This is a genomic window from Heliomicrobium gestii (assembly GCF_009877435.1).
Lineage (GTDB): Bacteria > Bacillota > Desulfitobacteriia > Heliobacteriales > Heliobacteriaceae > Heliomicrobium > Heliomicrobium gestii.
Window position 1 is genome coordinate 19,689 of sequence record NZ_WXEX01000009.1, and the last position, 18,631, is coordinate 38,319.

General features: G+C 59.0%; 18 protein-coding genes. 14 read left to right on the forward strand and 4 right to left on the reverse strand.

Features of this window, described 5'->3' with window-relative positions:
• Nucleotides 1-110 precede the first annotated feature (110 nt).
• Nucleotides 111-407 carry a DUF3784 domain-containing protein gene (locus GTO89_RS11210; RefSeq protein ID WP_161262187.1) on the forward strand — a complete coding sequence of 99 codons (297 nt, stop codon included), beginning with the start codon at nt 111-113 and terminating at the stop codon, nt 405-407.
• An 88-nt stretch (nt 408-495) separates the two neighbouring features.
• On the opposite strand, the gene GTO89_RS11215 is transcribed toward GTO89_RS11210, so the two are convergent.
• On the reverse strand, nt 496-990 hold the full coding sequence (locus GTO89_RS11215) for a GNAT family N-acetyltransferase (protein ID WP_170294493.1): 495 nt from the start codon (nt 988-990) through the stop codon (nt 496-498).
• Nucleotides 991-1,179: 189 nt separating this feature from the next.
• Between GTO89_RS11215 and GTO89_RS11220 the strand changes: the two genes are divergently transcribed.
• A complete protein-coding gene (locus tag GTO89_RS11220) occupies nt 1,180-2,181 on the forward strand; it encodes an MBL fold metallo-hydrolase (RefSeq protein WP_161262189.1) in 1,002 nt (333 codons plus the stop codon).
• Here GTO89_RS11220 and GTO89_RS11225 read toward each other — a convergent pair.
• From GTO89_RS11225 to GTO89_RS11235, 3 genes are read right to left on the reverse strand one after another with little or no spacing between them, the layout of a single operon-like run.
• Nucleotides 2,178-3,593, reverse strand: coding sequence for a nucleoside recognition domain-containing protein (locus tag GTO89_RS11225; protein ID WP_328793909.1), 1,416 nt, complete (start codon nt 3,591-3,593; stop codon nt 2,178-2,180). The two genes, GTO89_RS11220 and GTO89_RS11225, sit on opposite strands and share 4 nt — an antisense overlap.
• Entirely contained in the window at nt 3,581-4,393 is an 813-nt protein-coding gene (locus GTO89_RS11230; RefSeq protein WP_161262190.1) for a FeoB small GTPase domain-containing protein, read from the reverse strand. Before GTO89_RS11230 ends, GTO89_RS11225 begins: the two co-directional genes overlap by 13 nt.
• Nucleotides 4,394-4,415: 22 nt before the next feature.
• Nucleotides 4,416-4,652: a FeoA family protein gene (locus GTO89_RS11235; protein ID WP_161262191.1), complete on the reverse strand. Its 237-nt coding sequence runs from the start codon at nt 4,650-4,652 to the stop codon at nt 4,416-4,418.
• 401 nt (nt 4,653-5,053) lie between these two features.
• On the opposite strand from GTO89_RS11235, the gene GTO89_RS11240 reads away from it, so the two are divergent.
• From GTO89_RS11240 to pyk, 12 genes are all read left to right on the forward strand, one after another.
• Nucleotides 5,054-5,608: a YbaK/EbsC family protein gene (locus GTO89_RS11240; RefSeq protein WP_161262192.1), complete on the forward strand. Its 555-nt coding sequence runs from the start codon at nt 5,054-5,056 to the stop codon at nt 5,606-5,608.
• A gap of 93 nt (nt 5,609-5,701) precedes the next feature.
• Nucleotides 5,702-6,175: a MarR family transcriptional regulator gene (locus tag GTO89_RS11245; RefSeq protein ID WP_161262193.1), complete on the forward strand. Its 474-nt coding sequence runs from the start codon at nt 5,702-5,704 to the stop codon at nt 6,173-6,175.
• A gap of 157 nt (nt 6,176-6,332) precedes the next feature.
• On the forward strand, nt 6,333-7,568 hold the full coding sequence (locus GTO89_RS11250) for an MFS transporter (protein ID WP_161262194.1): 1,236 nt from the start codon (nt 6,333-6,335) through the stop codon (nt 7,566-7,568).
• A 271-nt stretch (nt 7,569-7,839) separates the two neighbouring features.
• A complete protein-coding gene (locus GTO89_RS11255; protein ID WP_328793910.1) occupies nt 7,840-11,610 on the forward strand; it encodes a DNA polymerase III subunit alpha in 3,771 nt (1,256 codons plus the stop codon).
• Between the two features lie 129 nt (nt 11,611-11,739).
• The gene (mtrB, locus tag GTO89_RS11260) at nt 11,740-11,973 is read left to right on the forward strand and encodes a trp RNA-binding attenuation protein MtrB (RefSeq protein WP_161262195.1); all 234 of its coding nucleotides are present in this window, start codon (nt 11,740-11,742) and stop codon (nt 11,971-11,973) included.
• 26 nt (nt 11,974-11,999) lie between these two features.
• Nucleotides 12,000-12,200 (forward strand): putative signal transducing protein, encoded by a 201-nt coding sequence (locus GTO89_RS11265; protein WP_012281256.1) that lies wholly within the window; start codon nt 12,000-12,002, stop codon nt 12,198-12,200.
• Nucleotides 12,201-12,307: 107 nt separating this feature from the next.
• Nucleotides 12,308-13,102 (forward strand): acetyl-CoA carboxylase, carboxyltransferase subunit beta, encoded by a 795-nt coding sequence (gene accD, locus GTO89_RS11270; RefSeq protein ID WP_235920419.1) that lies wholly within the window; start codon nt 12,308-12,310, stop codon nt 13,100-13,102.
• The gene (gene accA / locus GTO89_RS11275; protein WP_161262196.1) at nt 13,102-14,109 is read left to right on the forward strand and encodes an acetyl-CoA carboxylase carboxyl transferase subunit alpha; all 1,008 of its coding nucleotides are present in this window, start codon (nt 13,102-13,104) and stop codon (nt 14,107-14,109) included. Before accD ends, accA begins: the two co-directional genes overlap by 1 nt.
• Nucleotides 14,110-14,218: 109 nt before the next feature.
• Entirely contained in the window at nt 14,219-15,286 is a 1,068-nt protein-coding gene (locus GTO89_RS11280) for a pilus assembly protein TadG-related protein (protein ID WP_161262197.1), read from the forward strand.
• Nucleotides 15,287-15,440: 154 nt separating this feature from the next.
• Complete coding sequence (pfkA, locus tag GTO89_RS11285) at nt 15,441-16,409, forward strand: 6-phosphofructokinase (protein ID WP_170294494.1); 969 nt, start codon at nt 15,441-15,443, stop codon at nt 16,407-16,409.
• A 35-nt stretch (nt 16,410-16,444) separates the two neighbouring features.
• Nucleotides 16,445-16,630 carry a hypothetical protein gene (locus tag GTO89_RS11290; protein WP_161262199.1) on the forward strand — a complete coding sequence of 62 codons (186 nt, stop codon included), beginning with the start codon at nt 16,445-16,447 and terminating at the stop codon, nt 16,628-16,630.
• A gap of 39 nt (nt 16,631-16,669) precedes the next feature.
• On the forward strand, nt 16,670-18,460 hold the full coding sequence (gene pyk, locus GTO89_RS11295; protein WP_161262200.1) for a pyruvate kinase: 1,791 nt from the start codon (nt 16,670-16,672) through the stop codon (nt 18,458-18,460).
• Nucleotides 18,461-18,631 lie beyond the last annotated feature (171 nt).

The following is an 18,631-nucleotide window of genomic DNA, read 5'->3' on the forward strand; positions in this document are numbered from 1 at the left end:
GCAAAGCGGCACTTCATGGACAGAGCAACCAAAACAGTATTCATCGAAGCAGTACAAATACGAGATGGGGCGCCGCGAGGCGTCCTTTTCTTTTGAGAAGGAGGAAGGCTATGAAAGTCAATGTCCTGCTCCCGCTCTTCAACATGATTTTCTTTTTCGCCTGGGGGATCGCCCTGAGAATGGGCAAGACCGTGGAGTGGCTCGCCGGCTACGACGACGCGCGAGACCAGGAGGGCCTCGCGCGCTGGGTGGGCAATCAATTTATCGCCATCGGCGCCGTGTCGCTGCTGTTGATCCTGGCCGGTCCCCTGATTTCCGAGCGATTCGCCTATGTGTACTTCTTCGGCTATCTGCTGCTGCTGGCGCTCTGGTTGAGCCGCGTTTCCGACAAGGCGCGAAAGTATTAGGAAACACCGAAAGGCCATCGCAGCGCATTGCGATGGCCTTTTCGATCCGCCACGGCGGAGATGTGTTGCCGGAGTCCTGCGGAGGCGTTCAGCCTGTGACGCGCCGTCCGCAGATGATGAGATCTCGCTCCAGGCCGTCCAGGATCGCCACACGGGGCAGGTGGCCCCAGCGGCTAAAGCCGAACGCCTCGAATAGGCCGAGACTGGGCTCGTTGTGGGCAAAGATAAAGCCCAGCAGGGTATGTACGCCCATGGACGGCGCGGCCTCGATCGCCTGTTGCAGCAGGAAGCGTCCGATGCCTTTTCCACGGAAAGCCTCAGCGACGTAGATGCTCACCTCGACGGTCCCGTCGTAAGCGGGGCGACCATAAAATGACTGGAAGCTCAACCAGCCGGCGATGACGCCCTCCTCCTCCAGGACCCAGAGAGGGCGTCCGTTCGGGTAGTGGTCGCGAAACCAGGGAAGGCGGTTCTCGACGGAGACTGGCGTCGTATCGGCAGTCACCATCCGGCTGGCGATGGTGGAGTTGTAAATCGCTACGATGGCAGGCAGATCCGATTCGACGGCGTCGCGCAGCAACATGTTCTTCACTCCCGTTGTTCAATCGAGGTTTCAACCGGTATATCGACCCGTACCTACACCTAAGCCCATACATAAACCGAATTCATAAAGCCTATTATACCAAAGCTTTCATCCCCTTGGTCGACGATTTCGCCCTTCCTATGATAGGCTTTGGGGGAAGGTCAATGTTGCAAGGAGTTGAACCGTTTTATGGCGCGGATCGTCCCTATCGCCTTGCCCACCCCGTATCCGGTGGGCGATGTGAATGTCTATTTTGTCGATGATGAACAACCCATGCTGATCGATGCCGGTCCGCCCACCCAGGAGGCCTACAGCATCCTGAAAGAGCAGTTGCAGGCGCTCGGCTGCCCGCTGGAGGCGCTCAAAGAGATCGTGGTCACCCATTTTCATCCCGATCATGTGGGGCTGGCCCAGATTCTGGCGAAGGAAGCCGCCATCCCTGTCCGCCTGCATCCCCTCGATCTCTACACCCTGCGCCTGAGCAGTGAAAAAGCGATCGGCTTTTTTGACGGCTGGGACTTGCCTCCGGGCTGGGATCCCAGCCAATTCGATACGAATCACTGGATTCCGGCCAGGTATCGCCCGTCTGGCGTCACCTTCCTGCCCCTGGAGGCAGGAGAGGTGATCGATACGGGCAGCCTGCGATTTGAAGTGGTGGCCGTGCCGGGCCATTCGCTGGGCCATGTGGCGCTCTGGGAAGAGAAAAATCGCTGGCTCTTCACCGGCGATACGGTCATTCCCGGGCTCGCGCCCAATCCGATGATCTATCATGTCGAGGGCGAACGGGTGCCCACGCTGCCCATGTATCTGAACAGCCTCAGCCAGCTGCGCCGGCTCGATGTGGAGACCCTTTATCCCGGCCATGGCGCCCCTTTCGCCGATCTGGCGGCAGAACTGGACGCCACCGTCGACCACTACCGGCAGAAGGCGCTGGAGGTCTATGCCATCATGGACCGGCAGGGACCGTCCGGCCTGGGCCTGCGCCAGATCGCCGCCTGCCTCTATCCCCGACAGATCGAGAGTCAGCCCTATATGGTGCTGAGCAAGACCCTCGGCTGCCTCGATCTGTTGGAGCGAGCGGGCCTCGCCCAAGCGGCGGGCGGGTCACGGGGGAGGCGAATCTACCGGCTAGCGGCGGAGCGAGAGGGGGAACCGGTCGACGCGTTGAATCCCTTGCTCTGCTCGGATTAGACCAGGGAAAAAAAGGCCCTTGCCGTTTGCGCCACGATGAAACAGACGGCCATCGCCAGCGCCGTGTTCATCACCAGCGAGAGGGCCGGCCAGCGCCAGCTTCCCGTTTCCTTGCCCATCGTCAGCAGCGTGGTGGCGCAGGGGAAGTGGAGGAGCGAGAAGAGCATCACATTGACCGCTGTCAGCCAGGTCCAGCCGTGATCGACGAACAGAGCGGCCAATTCGCTCACCTCTTCCATCTCGACGAGACTGCCCTGGGCCAGGTAGCCCATGACCAGGATCGGCAGGACGATCTCGTTGGCCGGCAGTCCCAGGAGAAAGGCGACGAGGATGTAGCCGTCCAGGCCGAGCGCGCGGCCGAGAGGGTCGAAGAAGGCGGCGGCTGTGGCGAGCAGGCTATGTTCTCCGGCCGGAATGTTGGCCAGCAGCCAAATGACGAGGCCGGCTGGCGCGGCCACCTTGACGGCTCGCCAGAGGACGAAAAGGGTCCGGTCAAAGATGGACGTGACGATCACCCGGCCCACCTGAGGCTTGCGAAAGGGCGGCAGTTCCAGGGAGAAAGAGGAGGCTTCGCCTTTCAGCAGTGTTTTCGATAATCCCCAGGAGACGATGAGGGTGACGGCGATGCCGAAGACGACCAGGACCGCCACCAGCAGCGCGCCCATGCCTTCGCCCACGGTCGCCCCCAGGTAGCCGCCGCTGAGGATGCCAGCGACGGCGATCAACGTGGGGAAGCGGCCGTTACAGGGGACAAAGTTGTTTGTCAGGGCGGCGATGATCTTTTCCCGCGGCGAATCGATGATGCGGCAGGCGACGACGCCGGCGGCGTTGCAGCCAAAGCCCATGCTCATCGTCAAGGCCTGTTTGCCGTGAGCGCCGGCCAGTTTGAAGAGGCGATCCATGTTGAAGGCCACCCGGGGCAGGTAGCCCAGGTCCTCCAGGAGGGTGAAGAGGGGAAAGAAGATGGCCATGGGCGGCAGCATGACCGATACGACCCAGGCCAGGCAGCGGTAGACGCCGTCAACGATGATCCCCTTCAGCCAGAGGGGCGCCTGGGCCGCCGTGAAGAGCTCTGCCAGCCAATCCTGACCGGCGAAGAGAACCGAGGCGATCATCGCCGAGGGGATATTGGCCCCTTCAATGGTCAGCCAGAAGATGACCGTCAACAGGGCCAGCATGAGGGGATAACCGAACCAGCGCGATGTGAGCAGATCGTCGAGCCGATGGTCCCAGGAACGCCCCCCTTCCGGCGCATGCCGCACCACCTCGCTGGCGATGGACTCCGCCTGCCGGTAGATGTTGCCGACGATGCGATCGGCCACTGCGGGGCCGAAGATCTGCCGCGCCTCCCGGGACAGGGCGTGGAAGCGCTCTTTTTCCCCCGAGGGGGTGGGGAGCATCACTGTGGACACAGAAGCACCTCCTCCTTCGCTTCTGGCTGGCCGGCGCCGGTGTGTTCGGTGAGGGAATCGAGGAACTGCTCGTCGCCATCGAGGAGGCGCATGGCTACCCAGCGCGGGTTGAGGTGGGGCAACGCTTGCAACAGCGGTTCGAGCCGGGGCAGCAGTTGCTCCATCGCCGCTCTCACCTCTTCGTCATAGGCAACGGCGAGAGGCGCCGGCGCCACCTGCCCTGTGGCGACACGGCAGAGGGCCTCTTTCAAGGCATCCAGTCCCCGGCCAGAGCGGGCCGCTGTGCCGACAACGGGAACGCCCAGCTTTTCCGAGAGCGCCTCCAGGTCGATCCGGATCCCTTTGCTCTCGGCCTCATCGAGGAGGTTGACACAGAGGACCACTTTGTTGGTGATCTCCATCACCTGCAAGGCCAGGTTCAGGTTGCGGGCGAGACAGGTGGCGTCGACGACGACGATGGTTGCGTCAGGCCGGCCGAAGCAGATGAAATCGCGAGCCACCTGTTCATCGGTGGAATGGGCCAGGAGGGAGTAGGTTCCCGGCAGATCGACGAGCAAAAAGGAGTGGTCGTCGTGGACGAAACGCCCCTGGGCCTGGGTCACGGTTTTGCCCGGCCAATTGCCCGTGTGCTGGCGCATCCCCGTCAGGCTGTTGAAGACGGTTGTTTTGCCCACGTTGGGATTGCCCGCCAGGGCGATCACCTTTTCTCGTCCCGTTTCCTGCCAGACATTGTACCTGCCGCGCAGCGTCACATCGGCGGAAAAGGAGCGGCTGACACAGGATTGGCAGCAGTTTTCCATGCCTCGATCCTCTCCTTCCTGGTTAGTTTTCATCTACCAAAACCTTGGACGCCTCGTCTCTGCGCAGTCCGATGATGGCGCCCCGGACGAGATAGGCCGTGGGGTCGCCGATGGGGCTTCGGCGGATGACCTTCACTTCAGTTCCTGGAACGAGGCCGATGTCGAGCATCCGCCGCCGTTGGAAGCCTTCCAGTTTCAGGTCGGTGACGCGGACCTTGCGACCGACAGGGACTTTGGAGAGGGGGAAGGGGTTGCCCATGGCGCTTCTCCTCCTTGGTAAATGTCGATCAGTTTCCGGGCCGCTATGGCCCGGTTATGTCGCCGGAATCCCATTCACCGGCATCGGTTCACGCAAATGCCTTGCTTACGTATCGTCGTTTGCCCTGTGCACAACCGGCATTGTGGCAGGCGCCCGGCCCGACCTGCCGGCTGGAGAGTTCATCTGCCGCCGAAGCTGTCAAACAGATCCCCCCTCGAGCGGACCAAAGTTTCATTCAGCTAATTTTCTTAGCCTGCTTTAAAATATGGGATGAAGCCCCAATGGTGCTTGACCCAGCCTGGCAATTCATAGCGCCTTGTTGGACGAAAGGCGGATTTTTTCCTATAATGATGCTAATGCCCCAAAAGGGATCACCGTGATAGAAGGTAGGAGGCTGTCCCATGTCTATCCTTGACCCAGCGTCCTGTTCCCCAGAACCGCAATCCCTCGAACCTGTCACCGCTCAGCACCCAGAAGGGCATGCGGACGCCCTGGAGCGTGTCTGCCGGTATCTGGACCCGTTCCAGTTGGGCCTCAAACCCATGCTCTTTGAGGTGTCCACCTCCAGCGCCCAACTGGCTGCCGAGGCTGTCGGTGTCGATGTCGGCGCGATCGCAAAAACCATTTGCTTCCAGGTCAAAGACGAACCCGTTCTCGTCGTCACCAGCGGCGATGTCCGGGTCGACCTGAAAAAACTGAAAGCGCTCGCCGGCGGACGGCCCAAGTTCGTCGACCCGGACAAGGCCTTCGCCCTGACCGGCTACCGGGCCGGCGGCGTTTGTCCCTTTGCCCTGCCGTCGCCGATGAGGATCTATATCGATGAGAGCCTCCGCCGGTTCCCCGTCGTCTACATCGCCGCCGGGACGGCCAATTCGGCATTGCCGATTACCGTCGAGCAGCTCGTCGTGACGACGGGCGGGGAAGTGGCCGATCTGGCGGAGTATCGTGAGCGATAGTTTCCCAAAAAGTAAAGAAACTGCCGACAACGAAGGTTGTCGACAGTCTTGGGCGGCCATTGGCTAAGACGCCAACGGGTGGGAGGACTGGCCATGAACAAGGAAGAACAGGTGATAGACCGTTTTCGGAACTTATTTAACAAATTGCTTTGGCTTAATAAATTTAAGATGGAACACGCTCTTAAGGAGTGTAAGCCTTCTGAAGTACATTGTATCGAATACATTGGAAGACATGTAGATGCCAACGTGACAAAACTAGCAGAGTCCTTTTATATGACGAGAAGCGCCATAAGTAAAATTACGAAGAAGCTCATAGAAAAAGGCTATATCGAAAGCTACCAGAAGCCGGATAACAAGAAAGAAATCTATTTTAGGCTTACTGAGCAAGGGAAAGCAACTTACAAGGTTCATGAGGGGCTGCACAAAGAGTTTCAGGAGCGGGACAAAGCCGTATTTGAACAGGTAACTGAAGAACAATTTGACAGCATGCTTAGTTTCGTAGAAAAGTATAGTAGGCATTTGGATGCAGAGATAAAGAAACTGGATCTAGATATGAAGTCGGAATAAATATGAATAATGAGATTGAAACCACAGGCAGCCTAAACTCGATGGAGGACAGGCTGCATTTTTATTGCTCGTTTTTTGTTGACGAGGAAACAAAAGTGCGATACGATAAAAATGTTTCCGGGGAATCAAAATCATAACGCTTGAAGGGAGCAATGAAGTGTTCAAATCTCCATCACACCATGTACAGAACAAAGAACAAACCGTGGATAAAAAAGCCTTGCTGTTCGGTCTTATGTCCGTGTTTCTTTGCGGAATAGGCTTCAGTATCATAGCGCCTGTCGTCCCATTCCTCGTGCAGCCTTATATAAGCAATCCGGACGATCAAGCTATCGTTGTTACGCTGCTGACTTCTGTTTATGCAGTCTGTGTGTTTTTTGCGTCCCCCATACTCGGAGCGTTGAGCGACAAGTATGGCCGTCGGCCATTGCTCTTGGGATGCCTTTTTGGTTCTGCGATCGGGTACTTTGTTTTTGGCGTCGGAGGAGCGCTATGGGTGCTCTTTGCCGGGCGCATCATCGAGGGGATCACAGGCGGGAGCATAAGCACGATCTTCGCATATTTTGCAGACATCGTTCCTAGAGAACAGCGAACCAAATACTTTGGATGGATGAGCGCAGTTGTAGGTGTAGGCACCGTCATCGGGCCAACGCTAGGCGGATTACTTGCCAAGTTTGGTTATTCTGTACCCATGTATTTTGGAGCAGCAATAACGTTATTGAATGTTGGTTATGGATTCTTTTTTATGCCTGAGAGCCTTGATACGACTAATAGACAGAGAGAGATTACTCTTGTAAGACTAAATCCCTTCACAGAGCTTGCAAGGGTGCTTTCCATGAAGAACGTAAAAACGCTGCTTGTCTCAGCGTTCATACTTTGGATCCCCAATGGGTCTTTACAGGCAGTTTTTTCACAATTTACAATGGACGCTTTCAATTGGCAACCTGCGCTGATCGGACTTATGTTTTCAATTATAGGTTTTCAAGACATTATTTCACAAGGTTTCATCATGCCAAAGCTGTTGATTAAGCGTAGTGATAAAGAGATAGCGATTCTTGGAATGGCATCGGAGATTATAGGCTACAGTCTGATTGCAGCATCGGCTTTGTTCTCATTCTATCCTCTTTTTATCGCTGGAATGTTTATATTTGGTTTTGGCGATTCGATCTTCGGGCCTTCATTCAATGGGATGCTCTCCAAATCGGTCGATTCTAGCGAACAAGGAAGGATTCAAGGAGGTAGCCAATCGATTCAGGCTTTAGCCAGAATGATTGGGCCGGTCATTGGAGGTCAAATCTATGTATCACTGGGTCATGCCGCACCCGCATTTATGGGTATGATCCTGATAGCAGCGGCAATACCCGTTTTGTATAAGGGTACGCATGTAAATGCATAAAACCACCTGCTTTGTATGGGCAGGTATCGGCTTCTTTTGCAATTATAGAGGGGGTAAGCGCAAATTCGGCACACACATCTCCACCTTGTGTGTGATACACTCTCATTGTCCCTCTTCATGTCGAGATACTCCTTGGCGAAGCACCTTGGTGGCGCCGAAATGGGATTTATTCATTATGCGAGTTAACAAAACTTCGAAGCCCCGCTAAAATAAACGTAAGTTTCCACGTTTATTTCATAAGAAAGCCATAACGAAAAGGATGTCAAGCCCCGTGATAACGAGCGATATCCCTAAGCCAAACAACTCCAAATTCGTCCACCTCCACGTCCACACCGAATACAGCCTCCTTGACGGGGCGGCCCGCATCGGCAAACTGGTCGATCGCGCCGCCGAACTGGACATGCCCGCCTTGGCCATCACCGACCATGGCGTCATGTACGGCGTCATCGATTTTTATAAAAAGGCCAAGGCCCGCGGTGTCAAGCCGATCATCGGCTGTGAGGTCTATGTGGCCTCCCGGACCATGGTGGACCGCGATCCCCAGAAGGACAGCGACCAGCACCACCTGGTGCTGCTGGCCAAAGACCTGGAGGGCTACCGCAACCTGACGGCCCTCGTCTCCCAAGCGCATACGGAGGGCTTCTATTATAAACCGCGCGTCGACCATGACCGTCTGGCCCGCCACAGCAAAGGACTCATCGCCATGAGCGCCTGCCTGGCCGGCGAGATCCCCCGGCTGCTCCTCAACAGCCAGGAACGGCAGGCGAGGGAGCGGGCCGCTTTCTATCGGGACACCTTCGGTCGCGAGAATTACTTCATCGAACTGCAGGATCACGACATCCCTGAGCAGAAGCAGGCCAATCGCGGCCTGATCCGCCTCGCCGGCGAGTTGGGCCTTGGCCTGGTGGCGACGAACGACGTCCACTATGTGGAGCGCAAGGACGCCTACATCCAGGATGTGCTCATGTGCATCCAGATGGGCAAGACCCTCCAGGACACGGACCGGATGAAGTTTGACGGCGCCGAGTTTTACCTGAAAAGCGCCCGGGAGATGGCGGCCCTCTTCGGTGAAGTGCCTGGCGCGCTGACGAACACCCTCGCCATCGCCGAGGCCTGTGATCTCCAGTTCGACTTCGGCAAACACCACCTGCCAGCCTATCCCATCCCGGACGAACCGGCATTCGCCCAGTGGCGGCGCGCTCACGGGAGCGCTCCCTGGCCGGGCGTGCCCTGGGAAGCGGCGGAGCAGTACCTGACCTACCTCTGCAAAGCAGGGATGGAGTGGCGCGGCTGCGCCCACCGCGACGACTACCGCCGCCGCCTCGCTTTTGAACTCCAGACCATCTGCCGGATGGGCTTTGCTGGCTACTTCCTCATCGTTCAAGACTTCTGCGCCTTTTCCCGCCGCGAGGGCATCCTTGTCGGCCCCGGCCGGGGGTCGGCGGCGGGCAGCCTCGTCGCCTATGTGCTCGGCATCACCGACATCGACCCCATCGAATACAACCTGCTTTTCGAGCGATTTTTGAATCCCGAGCGGGTTTCCATGCCAGATATCGACATCGACTTCGACTTCGTCCGGCGCGGCGAGGTCATCGACTATGTCGTCCACAAGTACGGTTCTGACCGGGTCGCCCAGATCATCACCTTCGGAACGATGGCCGCCCGGGCAGCTGTCCGCGACGTGGGCCGCGTCCTCAACCTGCCCCTGGCCGATGTGGACAAGGTGGCCAAGGCCATCCCCGCCGAACTGGGCATGACCATCGAAAAGGCGGTCGAGATCAGCCCCGAGTTGCAGACCCTCTGCCAGGACTCGCGCATCGGCCACCTTGTCGAGACGGCCCGCGCCATCGAGGGGATGCCTCGCCACGCCTCGACCCATGCCGCCGGCGTCGTCATCGCGCCGTCGCCTCTCGTCGATTACCTGCCTGTGCAGCGCGGCTCTGAAGAGGGTGTCACCACCCAGTTTCCGAAGGATACCGTCGAAGAGATCGGTCTTTTAAAAATGGATCTCCTCGGTTTGAAGACACTGACCCTGATCGGCGATGTGATCAACAAGATCCGCCGCTCGCGGGGCCTGGCGATCGAACTCAAAGACCTTCCCCTCGATGATCCGAAAGCCTATCAGCTCCTGAGCCGGGCCGACAGCCTTGGCGTCTTCCAGTTGGAAAGCTCGGGCCTGCGGGCGATCCTGCGGGAACTGAAGCCCAACAGCTTTGACGACATCATCGCCCTGGTGGCCCTCTACCGGCCGGGCCCCCTCCAGTCGGGCATGGTGGAGGACTTCATCCGCCGCAAGCACGGCCAGACCGCTGTCGAGTACCTGCACCCAGCCCTAGAACCGATCCTGAAAGACACCTACGGCGTCATCCTCTACCAGGAACAGGTCATGCGCATCGCCAGCGAACTGGCCGGCTTCACCCTCGGCGAAGCCGACATGTTGCGCCGCGCCATGGGCAAGAAAAAGCCCGAGGTCATCGCCGGGCTGCGCCAGCAGTTCATTGAGGGCGCTGTCGCCCACCACATCCCCGAGCAGACGGCCGGCGCCATCTTTGACCTGATGGAGTTTTTCGCCGGCTATGGTTTTAACAAAAGTCATTCGGCGGCCTATGCCCTTATCGCCTACCAGACGGCCTACTTGAAGGCCAACTACCCCGTTGAGTTCATGGCCGGCCTGTTGACGAGTGTCGCCGATTCGTCCGATAAGGTGGCCCAGTATGTCGATGAGTCCCAGCGCCTGGGCATCCGCGTCCTGCCGCCCGATGTGAGCGCCTCAGAGATCGATTTTTCTGTCGTCGTCGACCCCCTTGGCGGCGGCCGCCAGATCCGCTTCGGCTTGGCCGCTGTGAAAAATGTGGGCCGCGGGGCCATCGACTCGATCCTGCTGGCCCGTGAAACCGGCGGCCCTTTCACCTCCCTCGACGATTTCTGCACCCGTATCGACAACCGCCAGGCCAACCGGCGCGTCCTGGAAAGCCTGATCAAGGCGGGGGCGCTCTCCTCCCTGGGCAAACGCCGTCCCCTGTTGCAGGCCCTCGATAAGTGCATGGACGTGGCGGCCCGTCGCCAGCGCGACCTGGCCACGGGCCAGATGAACCTCTTTGACTTCGGCGGTCTTGGCGGGGAAGCGGGGGAGAGCGGGGGATTCGGGGGAATGGGCGGTCTTGGCGGATCCGGTGAACCCGGAGGAAGCGATGGGACCGGCGGATTCATGGGCATCCCCGGTGGTTCCGCCGCCGAGACGGCTGTTCCGCTGCCGGAGATTGCCGATTTTCCTCACCGCGAAATCCTGGCCATGGAAAAAGAACTGCTCGGCATCTACTTCAGCGGTCATCCCCTCGAGGAGCTGCGCCCCTGGCTGGAAAAGCAGATCTCCATGACCATCGCCCGCATTCAACCTGACAATGACCAGCAGCGGGTGAAACTGGGCGGGTTGATCCACGCCTTGCGGCGGACGACCACCAAAAAAGGCCAACTGATGGCCTACTTTACGTTGGAAGATTGGAGCGGCGGCGTCGATGTCCTCGTCTTTCCCCGCACCTATGAACGGTGCGCCGAAAAAATTCAGGACGATGCTGTCGTTATCTTAGAAGGAAAAATCCACTACGAGGAAGAAAACAAAAAAATCTTTTGTGAGAATCTCCTGGTGGTGGACGCCGCCCAACTGGCGGCGTCTGTCGATCCGGTTACGGCGGCGCAGACCAGCGCGGCCTTCGATCCGGCGAGGGCAGCGGTCGGGCGAAAGGTTAACGCGGCGGCAGACACGAACCCAACAAACACGAACCCACAAAACCCACCGCATCGACCGGATGCGCCGACGCTGCAGCTTTGGCTGCCGGTCGCCTCGACCGACGAGGGAGCCCGTGAACGACTCATTTCCATCCTCCGCGCCCACGGAGGACCATCGCCGGTTCAACTTTTTTTTACAGCGGATCGAAAAGCCTTCCGCCTGAATCCTGACCTTTGGGTCACCCTGTCCGGTGACCTCCAGGCAGCGCTGGGTCGGCATTTCGACGGGATTCGAATGGAAGTCGCCCAGGGATAGGAATGATCGATTGATCTTCGATATGATTTGCATCGAAGGTAAAAATTGTGTTATCCTTAATCTGATCTGGGTCTTCCATGTGTGCGACAACACGGAAATTGACATAATCTCAGGGAAGGTTGTGCTCTTATGCTGGAGAAGGAAACGTCCATCGGTGGCGAGTACATTGTCATCAAAGCTTTGGAGAACGGCGTAACGATCATCGGCTTGACACGGGGCAAGGATACGAGGTTCCACCATTCCGAGAAATTGGACAAAGGCGAGGTTATGGTTGCCCAGTTCACGGAACATACATCGGCCATGAAGATCCGCGGCCGGGCGACGATCTTTACCAAGCACGGTGAAATCGAAGCCGGAATCTGAATGGGACAAGAGAGAGGTGATTCCCTATGTGGACCGTCGTTTACATCGCACCCAACCGCACAACCGCCGAAATGTTGAAGAATGTACTCACCAACGAAGGTTTGCTCGTCATGTTGCGACCTGTTGGGGTGCCTCATCTTGGCGATTCAGGTTCCGTAGAAATCCTCGTGCCAGAATCAGAAGCTGAAGAAGCCCATGAGATTTTGAGCGGGGCCTTGGGCGGTTGACCATAGCCAAGCCTCGGCCCACGCCACCCACGCTGTCACGCCGCGGGCAGTTCCCCAGCGTAACCGTACCAGCGGAACCACTTTCGAATAAGGGGCGCGATAAACAAATGGATGGCTTGTGGGTGAAATGCAAGCAGTGTCAGCAGATCCTGTTGACGAAAGAGTTAGAGAAGAATCTGAAGGTATGCCGGTGCGGTTACCACTTTCGGATGACGGCGCAGGAACGGATCAACATGCTGGTCGATGAGAACAGCTTTATCGAGTGGGACCGGGAGTTGGCAACGAAGGATCCCCTCAAGTTTCCTGGATATGCACAAAAAATTCAGAAGTGTCAGATTGAGACGTCGATGGGTGAGGCGATCTCTACCGGCCAGGGCAGGATCTGTGGCATCCCCTTCGCCATCGGTGTGATGGATCCCCGTTTCATCATGGCGTCCATGGGCGCCGTTGTCGGTGAGAAGATCGTGCGCGCCGCTGAACGAGCGCTGAAGCTGCGCCTGCCGCTGGTGCTCTTTTCCGCTTCCGGCGGCGCTCGCATGCAGGAAGGCGTCCTCTCGCTGATGCAGATGGCTCGCACCAGCGCCGCCCTGACGCGCCTCTCTGAGGCTGGGCTGCCCTTTTTCTCCATCCTTACCGATCCGACGACCGGTGGCGTCACGGCCAGCTTCGCCATGCTGGGTGACCTGATCATCGCCGAACCGGGCGCTTTGATCGGCTTCACCGGTCCTCGCGTGATCGAGCAGACGATCCGTCAGAAACTGCCTGAAGGATTTCAACGGTCAGAATTTTTGCAAAAACATGGCATGGTCGACATCATCATCGAACGCCCGAAAATGCGCGAACAACTGGCTGCGTTGCTGGGCCTGCATCATTGTGATGCCGTTGAGGGGGTGCAGGGCTGATGGCATTGCCGCTGGATTTTGAAAAGCCGCTCTTTGAGTTGGAGACGAAAATCAACGAACTGCGCACCTTCTCTCACGAAAAGGACCTTGATTTCACCAGCGAAATCGCCACGCTGGAACAGAAGGCTGAGGAACTGCGCAAGAAGATCTACCGCGACTTGACGCCGTGGCAGCAGGCCCAATTGGCCCGTCACCCAGACCGGCCCAACACGATCGAGTACATCCGGCTGATCTTCGAGGAGTTCTTCGAGATGAAGGGCGACCGCCTTTACGGCGACGACCCGGCCATCATGGGCGGCATCGGCCGCTTCCAAGGCCGTCCCGTCACCGTCATCGGCCATGTGAAGGGCAAGGATACGAAGGAGAACATCTACCGCAACTTCGGCATGCCCCATCCTGAAGGGTATCGCAAGGCCTTGCGGCTGATGCGGCAGGCAGCCAAGTTCGGCCGGCCCATCATCTGCTTTATCGATACACCGGGCGCCTACTGCGGCATCGGCGCCGAGGAGCGCGGCCAGGCAGAAGCCATCGCCCGCAACCTCTTTGAGATGGCGGCACTGCCGGTGCCGATCATCTCTGTGATCATCGGTGAAGGCGGCAGCGGCGGCGCCCTGGCCCTTGGTGTGGCCGACCGTCTGTTGATGATGGAACACGCTGTCTACTCCGTCGCTTCGCCCGAATCGGCCGCCTCGATCCTCTTTAAGGATGCCACCCTGGCGCCGCAGGCGGCGGCGGCCATGGGCATCACGGCGGAGCGGTTGAAAGACCTGAAGTTGATCGACCGCATCGTCCCCGAGCCCTCTGGCGGCGCCCACCGCAACCCGATCGGAACGGCGAAAGAACTGGCGGCGGCGCTCAGCGGCGAACTGGAATCGCTGATGGCCCTTTCCGACCAGGAACTGCTCGAAGGCCGCTACAGCAAGTATCGCAACCTGGGGTTGCACTGCATCGATGATCAGCCCTTCGCACCTTGCGGCGCGGACGCTTCCGATGCGGCCGAGATGTGATTGCGAAACAAATAATCAAAAAGACGTCGCCGGGCGCAAGCACCGGCGGCGTTTTCTTTTACCTTCCGTCCGCCCTTTCCGTACAATGCAGAGAGGGGGGGTTACGGACATGCGCGATCACAACAGGCGCAACAGCGATCAGAAGGGCGCCATCGTTATTTTTTTTGCCCTGCTGCTGCCCGTCCTGATCGGCTTTCTCGGCTTGGCCATTGACCTGAGCTGGCTGTACCTGAACAAACAGAAGGCCCAGGCGGCCGTCGATTTCGCCGCCTTGTCGGCGGCCCAGAAAGTCGTCGAAAACCCAGCGGCGGCCAGCGCGGCGGCTACTACGATGGCGGCCAAAAACGGCCTCGACCCAGTCAACTTCCGGATCGAACAGGATGAGCACGGCATCGCCAACATCGTGCGCCTGGAGGCGTCCAAAGGGGTCGATCTCTTTTTTCTTCCTTTATTCGGCTACCGGGAGTGGGCGCTCCACGTCACGGCTGCGGCGAAGGCCTATGATCGGGCGGCGCCGGTCTTTCGGTACACGATCTTCGCCGGTTCGGACACATCGGCACTGTCTCTCTCCGGCAACGGCAACACCATCAACGGCAAGGTGCGGGCCAATGGCGGCCTAGACATCACCGGCACGGGAAATCAGTTTACCGATGTCGTTGAATATGGCGGCGCCTTATCCGGCATGAGCGGCAACAGTTTTACTCGGTTGCCCCTTTTGATGTCACCGGCGCCCTTCTCCCTGCCCGGCTGGGCCGAATTGCGCGACGGCGCTGTCCAATCCTATGCGAGCGGGCTCGTCATCACAGAGATGAACCTGAACGGCATCCTCTATGTCGATGGCGATGTCACCGTCGAATCGGCGTCATTGAGCGGAAGCGGGGTGATCGCCGCCTCCGGCGACATCCGCATCACCGGCACGGGAGCGCGGTATAACGGCGCCGGGAGCCGGGCGGCCTACTACTCGCGGAAAAACATCTTTGTGAGCGGCGACGGGCTGCAGGTGGACGGTGTGCTCTGCGCGCCGGCAGGAAGCATCATCGTTTCTGGTTCAACGAACCGGCTCGTGGGGGCGCTGACGGCGTCGACGATCACATTGAACACATCACAGAGTCTCTTTTTCTACGACGCCTCAGCCGTCGGGCTGCTCACCGGAAAAGGGGCGCAATTGTTAAAATAACGATTGCGCGAACAAGTTGGAAGGAATAGGGGCAAGAGGAAAGAATCTTTCTTGGGGAAAAGGGTCGCAAGCCGGAAGAGGCTTGCGGGCAGTCTAGTATGGAACGGTGATTCCGAAGGGAAGAGCGATAGTCAAGAGCGGTTTCTATGGAGGGATGGGATTGGTTCAACATATCGGCGTCCTCACCTCTGGCGGCGATGCGCCCGGCATGAACGCCTGTGTGCGCGCTGTCGTCCGGATGGCCATATACCAGGGGATCAAGGTGTCCGGGATCCTGCGCGGCTATGCAGGCCTGCTGGCCGGTGAGATGCGCCCCATGGACGTGGGATCTGTCGGCGACATCATCCATCGCGGCGGCACGGTGTTGCGCACGGCCCGCTGCAAGGAGTTTTTTGAGGAGAAAAACCAGGCTTTGGCCGCCGGCAAGCTCAAGGCCGCCGGCATCGACGCTCTCGTCGTCATCGGCGGCGACGGCTCCTTCCGCGGCGCCCAGGCCTTGATGGGCCACGGCATCCGCATCGTCGGCATTCCCGGCACCATCGACAACGACATCCCCGGCACTGACTACACCATCGGCTTCGATACGGCCGTCAATACGGTCCTTGACGCCATCAACAAAATCCGCGATACGGCCACCTCCCATGACCGGACCAACGTGATCGAGGTCATGGGCCGGCGAGCCGGCCATATCGCGCTGTTGGCCGGGCTGGGCGGCGGCGCTGAATCGATCCTCGTTCCCGAGGTCTCCTTTGACATCGACGAGGTCTGTGCCCGGTTGATGCGCGGCCATGAGCGTGGCAAGCTGCACTCGATCATCCTCGTCGCCGAGGGGGCCGGCAGCGCTGTCGAGATCGGCAAGCGTATCGAAGAGAAGACCGGCCTGGAGACGCGAGTGACCATCCTCGGTCACATCCAGCGCGGCGGCAATCCGACGGCGACCGACCGGATCTGGGCCTCTCGCATGGGCGCTCAGGCAGTGGAAGCGCTCTTGCGTGGTCAGAGCAACATCATGCTGGGCGTGCGCAAGGGAGAACTGATCGAAGAAAATCTGGACAAGGCCTTGACGGAGCGCAACGGCCTAGACGAGGAACTGTACCGGTTGGCGGGCGTGTTATCCATTTAAGAAGCCGGGGGTAAACTATCCTCGGGGTGAGCGATGTGTTTTCTGATCAAAACTGGACCAAGGTTCGCGGCGGTCTGTATGGCGCAGCTGTCGTTGTGCTGCTCAGCGGGGCGTTGCTCTACGGGTATCATTCACGGCTCGGCTCCCTGCTCCTGATCGGAGGGGGCGCCTGGTTCGTCTACCTGTTGGTGACAAAATCGGCCAAAGGCAAGGTCAAGTAAGGGAGCGCCGCCGCGCTTCGACGGGGGAGGTTCGAATTCATGCATTCCATTTCCCAGGAGGCGTCTTCGACCGGGAGGCCTCGCACCAAGATCGTCTGCACCGTCGGACCCGCCAGTTCCGATCCCGCCATCTTGACGGAGATGATCCGGGCCGGCATGCGGGTGGCCCGGTTGAATTTTTCTCACGGCACCTATGAGGAGCATGCCGCCCGCATCGCTGCTGTCCGCCAGGCTGCCGGGGCTTTGGAACAGCCCATCGCCATCCTCCTCGACACAAAAGGCCCCGAGATCCGTCTCGGCCAGGTGGCTGGTGGTAAGGCAACCCTTGCGGAAGGCGCCGAGGTCACCCTCTTTCCTGACGACGGGACACTCGGAACTGCGGAGCGCCTGCCGATCAGCTATGGCGGGCTCGTGGAGGATGTGCGACCGGGCGTGCGGGTGCTTATCGACGACGGGAACATCGAGATGGAAGTGATCGCCGTCCAGACAGGCGAGATCCGCTGTCGCGTCAAAAACGGCGGCGACGTGAGCAGCCGCAAGGGCGTCAGCGTCCCCGGCGTGGCCCTGCGCATGCCGGCCATCAGCGAGAAAGAGGTGAAAGATCTCGAGTTCGGCATCGCCCAGGATATGGATTTTGTCGCCATTTCCTTTGTTCGCGACGCCTCCGATGTGCTCGGCATCCGCAAGATATTGGAGGATCGCGGCGCCTCTATGCAGTTGATCGCCAAGATTGAGAACCACCAGGGCGTCGATAACATTGACGAGATCCTGGCCGTTTCTGACGGGATCATGGTCGCTCGGGGCGATCTCGGCGTCGCCATTCCGACGGAAGACGTCCCTCTTGTCCAGAAGATGATCATCGAGAAGTGCAACATCGCCGGCAAGCCGGTGATCACGGCGACACAGATGCTCGACTCGATGATCCGCAACCCTCGGCCGACGCGGGCGGAAGCGACCGATGTGGCAAACGCCATCCTCGATGGGACTGACGCCATCATGCTCTCCGGTGAAACGGCGGCCGGCAAGTACCCTGTCGAGGCGGTGACGATGATGGCCCGCATCGCCATACGGACAGAGCGGGTGCTGCGCCATGACGAGGAGTTGGATCGCCGCCGCAAATCGGGGCTGGGATCGGTCACCGATTCGATCAGCCACGCCACCTGCAGCATCGCCGCCGACCTGGGGGCCAAGGCGATCATCACCTTGACCAAAGCGGGATCGACGGCCCGCATGGTCTCCCGCTACCGTCCCGAATGTCCGATCATCGCGGCCACGCCGGAGACAAAGGTGTTGCGCCAGATGGCGGTCGTCTGGGGCGCCGAACCGATGAAGGTGCAGGAAACAGCGGGCACTGATGAGATGCTGGGCGATGCCATCGAATGCGCCTTGAATGAAGGGCGCATCGCTTCGGGTGACCTCGTCGTCGTCACCGCCGGCGTGCCTGTCGGCGTATCGGGGACGACGAACCTGCTCAAGGTCCATGTGGCCGGCCGGATCCTGGCTCACGGCATGGGCATCGGACGGAAAAAGGCGGTCGGCAAGGTTCGCATCTGCCGCTCCCCCGCAGATGCGGCTCGATTGGAAAAGGGCGAAATCATGGTCGCTTTCGGAACCGACCGCGAATACGTGCAGGCTCTTGAACGGTGCGCTGGCATCATCACCGTCGAGGGTGGCCTCACCTCCCATGCCGCTATCGTCGGCTTGCAGTTCGGCATCCCTGTTATCGTCGGTGTGGACAACGCTTTTGAGGCGCTCTCTGACGGGGACATCGTCACCATCGATGCGACTGAACGGGGGATGGTGTACGAGGGGACAGCCCGGGTGTTGTAAGGTCATCATGCAAACACTGGAGGAACTCCTGCTTGTGGAAAAAAGAGGAGTTCCTAAATTTTTAAAATATATTGACAGAAAATTCGGAATAGGGATACAATGGAGACGGCCATTGGAAGCTGATGCGCTCAAAACCACAGCGCCGATCCAAACAACGCCCATGCGGATCCA

What these genes read in the sequence shown, in the direction of transcription:
- GTO89_RS11210 (WP_161262187.1), top strand. Translation starts at nt 111, where the DNA reads ATGAAAGTCAATGTCCTGCTCCCGCTCTTCAACATGATTTTCTTTTTC.
- GTO89_RS11215 (WP_170294493.1), bottom strand. Translation starts at nt 990, where the DNA reads ATGTTGCTGCGCGACGCCGTCGAATCGGATCTGCCTGCCATCGTAGCG.
- GTO89_RS11220 (WP_161262189.1), top strand. Translation starts at nt 1,180, where the DNA reads ATGGCGCGGATCGTCCCTATCGCCTTGCCCACCCCGTATCCGGTGGGC.
- GTO89_RS11230 (WP_161262190.1), bottom strand. Translation starts at nt 4,393, where the DNA reads ATGGAAAACTGCTGCCAATCCTGTGTCAGCCGCTCCTTTTCCGCCGAT.
- GTO89_RS11235 (WP_161262191.1), bottom strand. Translation starts at nt 4,652, where the DNA reads ATGGGCAACCCCTTCCCCCTCTCCAAAGTCCCTGTCGGTCGCAAGGTC.
- GTO89_RS11240 (WP_161262192.1), top strand. Translation starts at nt 5,054, where the DNA reads ATGTCTATCCTTGACCCAGCGTCCTGTTCCCCAGAACCGCAATCCCTC.
- GTO89_RS11245 (WP_161262193.1), top strand. Translation starts at nt 5,702, where the DNA reads ATGAACAAGGAAGAACAGGTGATAGACCGTTTTCGGAACTTATTTAAC.
- mtrB (WP_161262195.1), top strand. Translation starts at nt 11,740, where the DNA reads ATGCTGGAGAAGGAAACGTCCATCGGTGGCGAGTACATTGTCATCAAA.
- GTO89_RS11265 (WP_012281256.1), top strand. Translation starts at nt 12,000, where the DNA reads ATGTGGACCGTCGTTTACATCGCACCCAACCGCACAACCGCCGAAATG.
- accD (WP_235920419.1), top strand. Translation starts at nt 12,308, where the DNA reads ATGGATGGCTTGTGGGTGAAATGCAAGCAGTGTCAGCAGATCCTGTTG.
- accA (WP_161262196.1), top strand. Translation starts at nt 13,102, where the DNA reads ATGGCATTGCCGCTGGATTTTGAAAAGCCGCTCTTTGAGTTGGAGACG.
- GTO89_RS11280 (WP_161262197.1), top strand. Translation starts at nt 14,219, where the DNA reads ATGCGCGATCACAACAGGCGCAACAGCGATCAGAAGGGCGCCATCGTT.
- pfkA (WP_170294494.1), top strand. Translation starts at nt 15,441, where the DNA reads ATGGGATTGGTTCAACATATCGGCGTCCTCACCTCTGGCGGCGATGCG.
- pyk (WP_161262200.1), top strand. Translation starts at nt 16,670, where the DNA reads ATGCATTCCATTTCCCAGGAGGCGTCTTCGACCGGGAGGCCTCGCACC.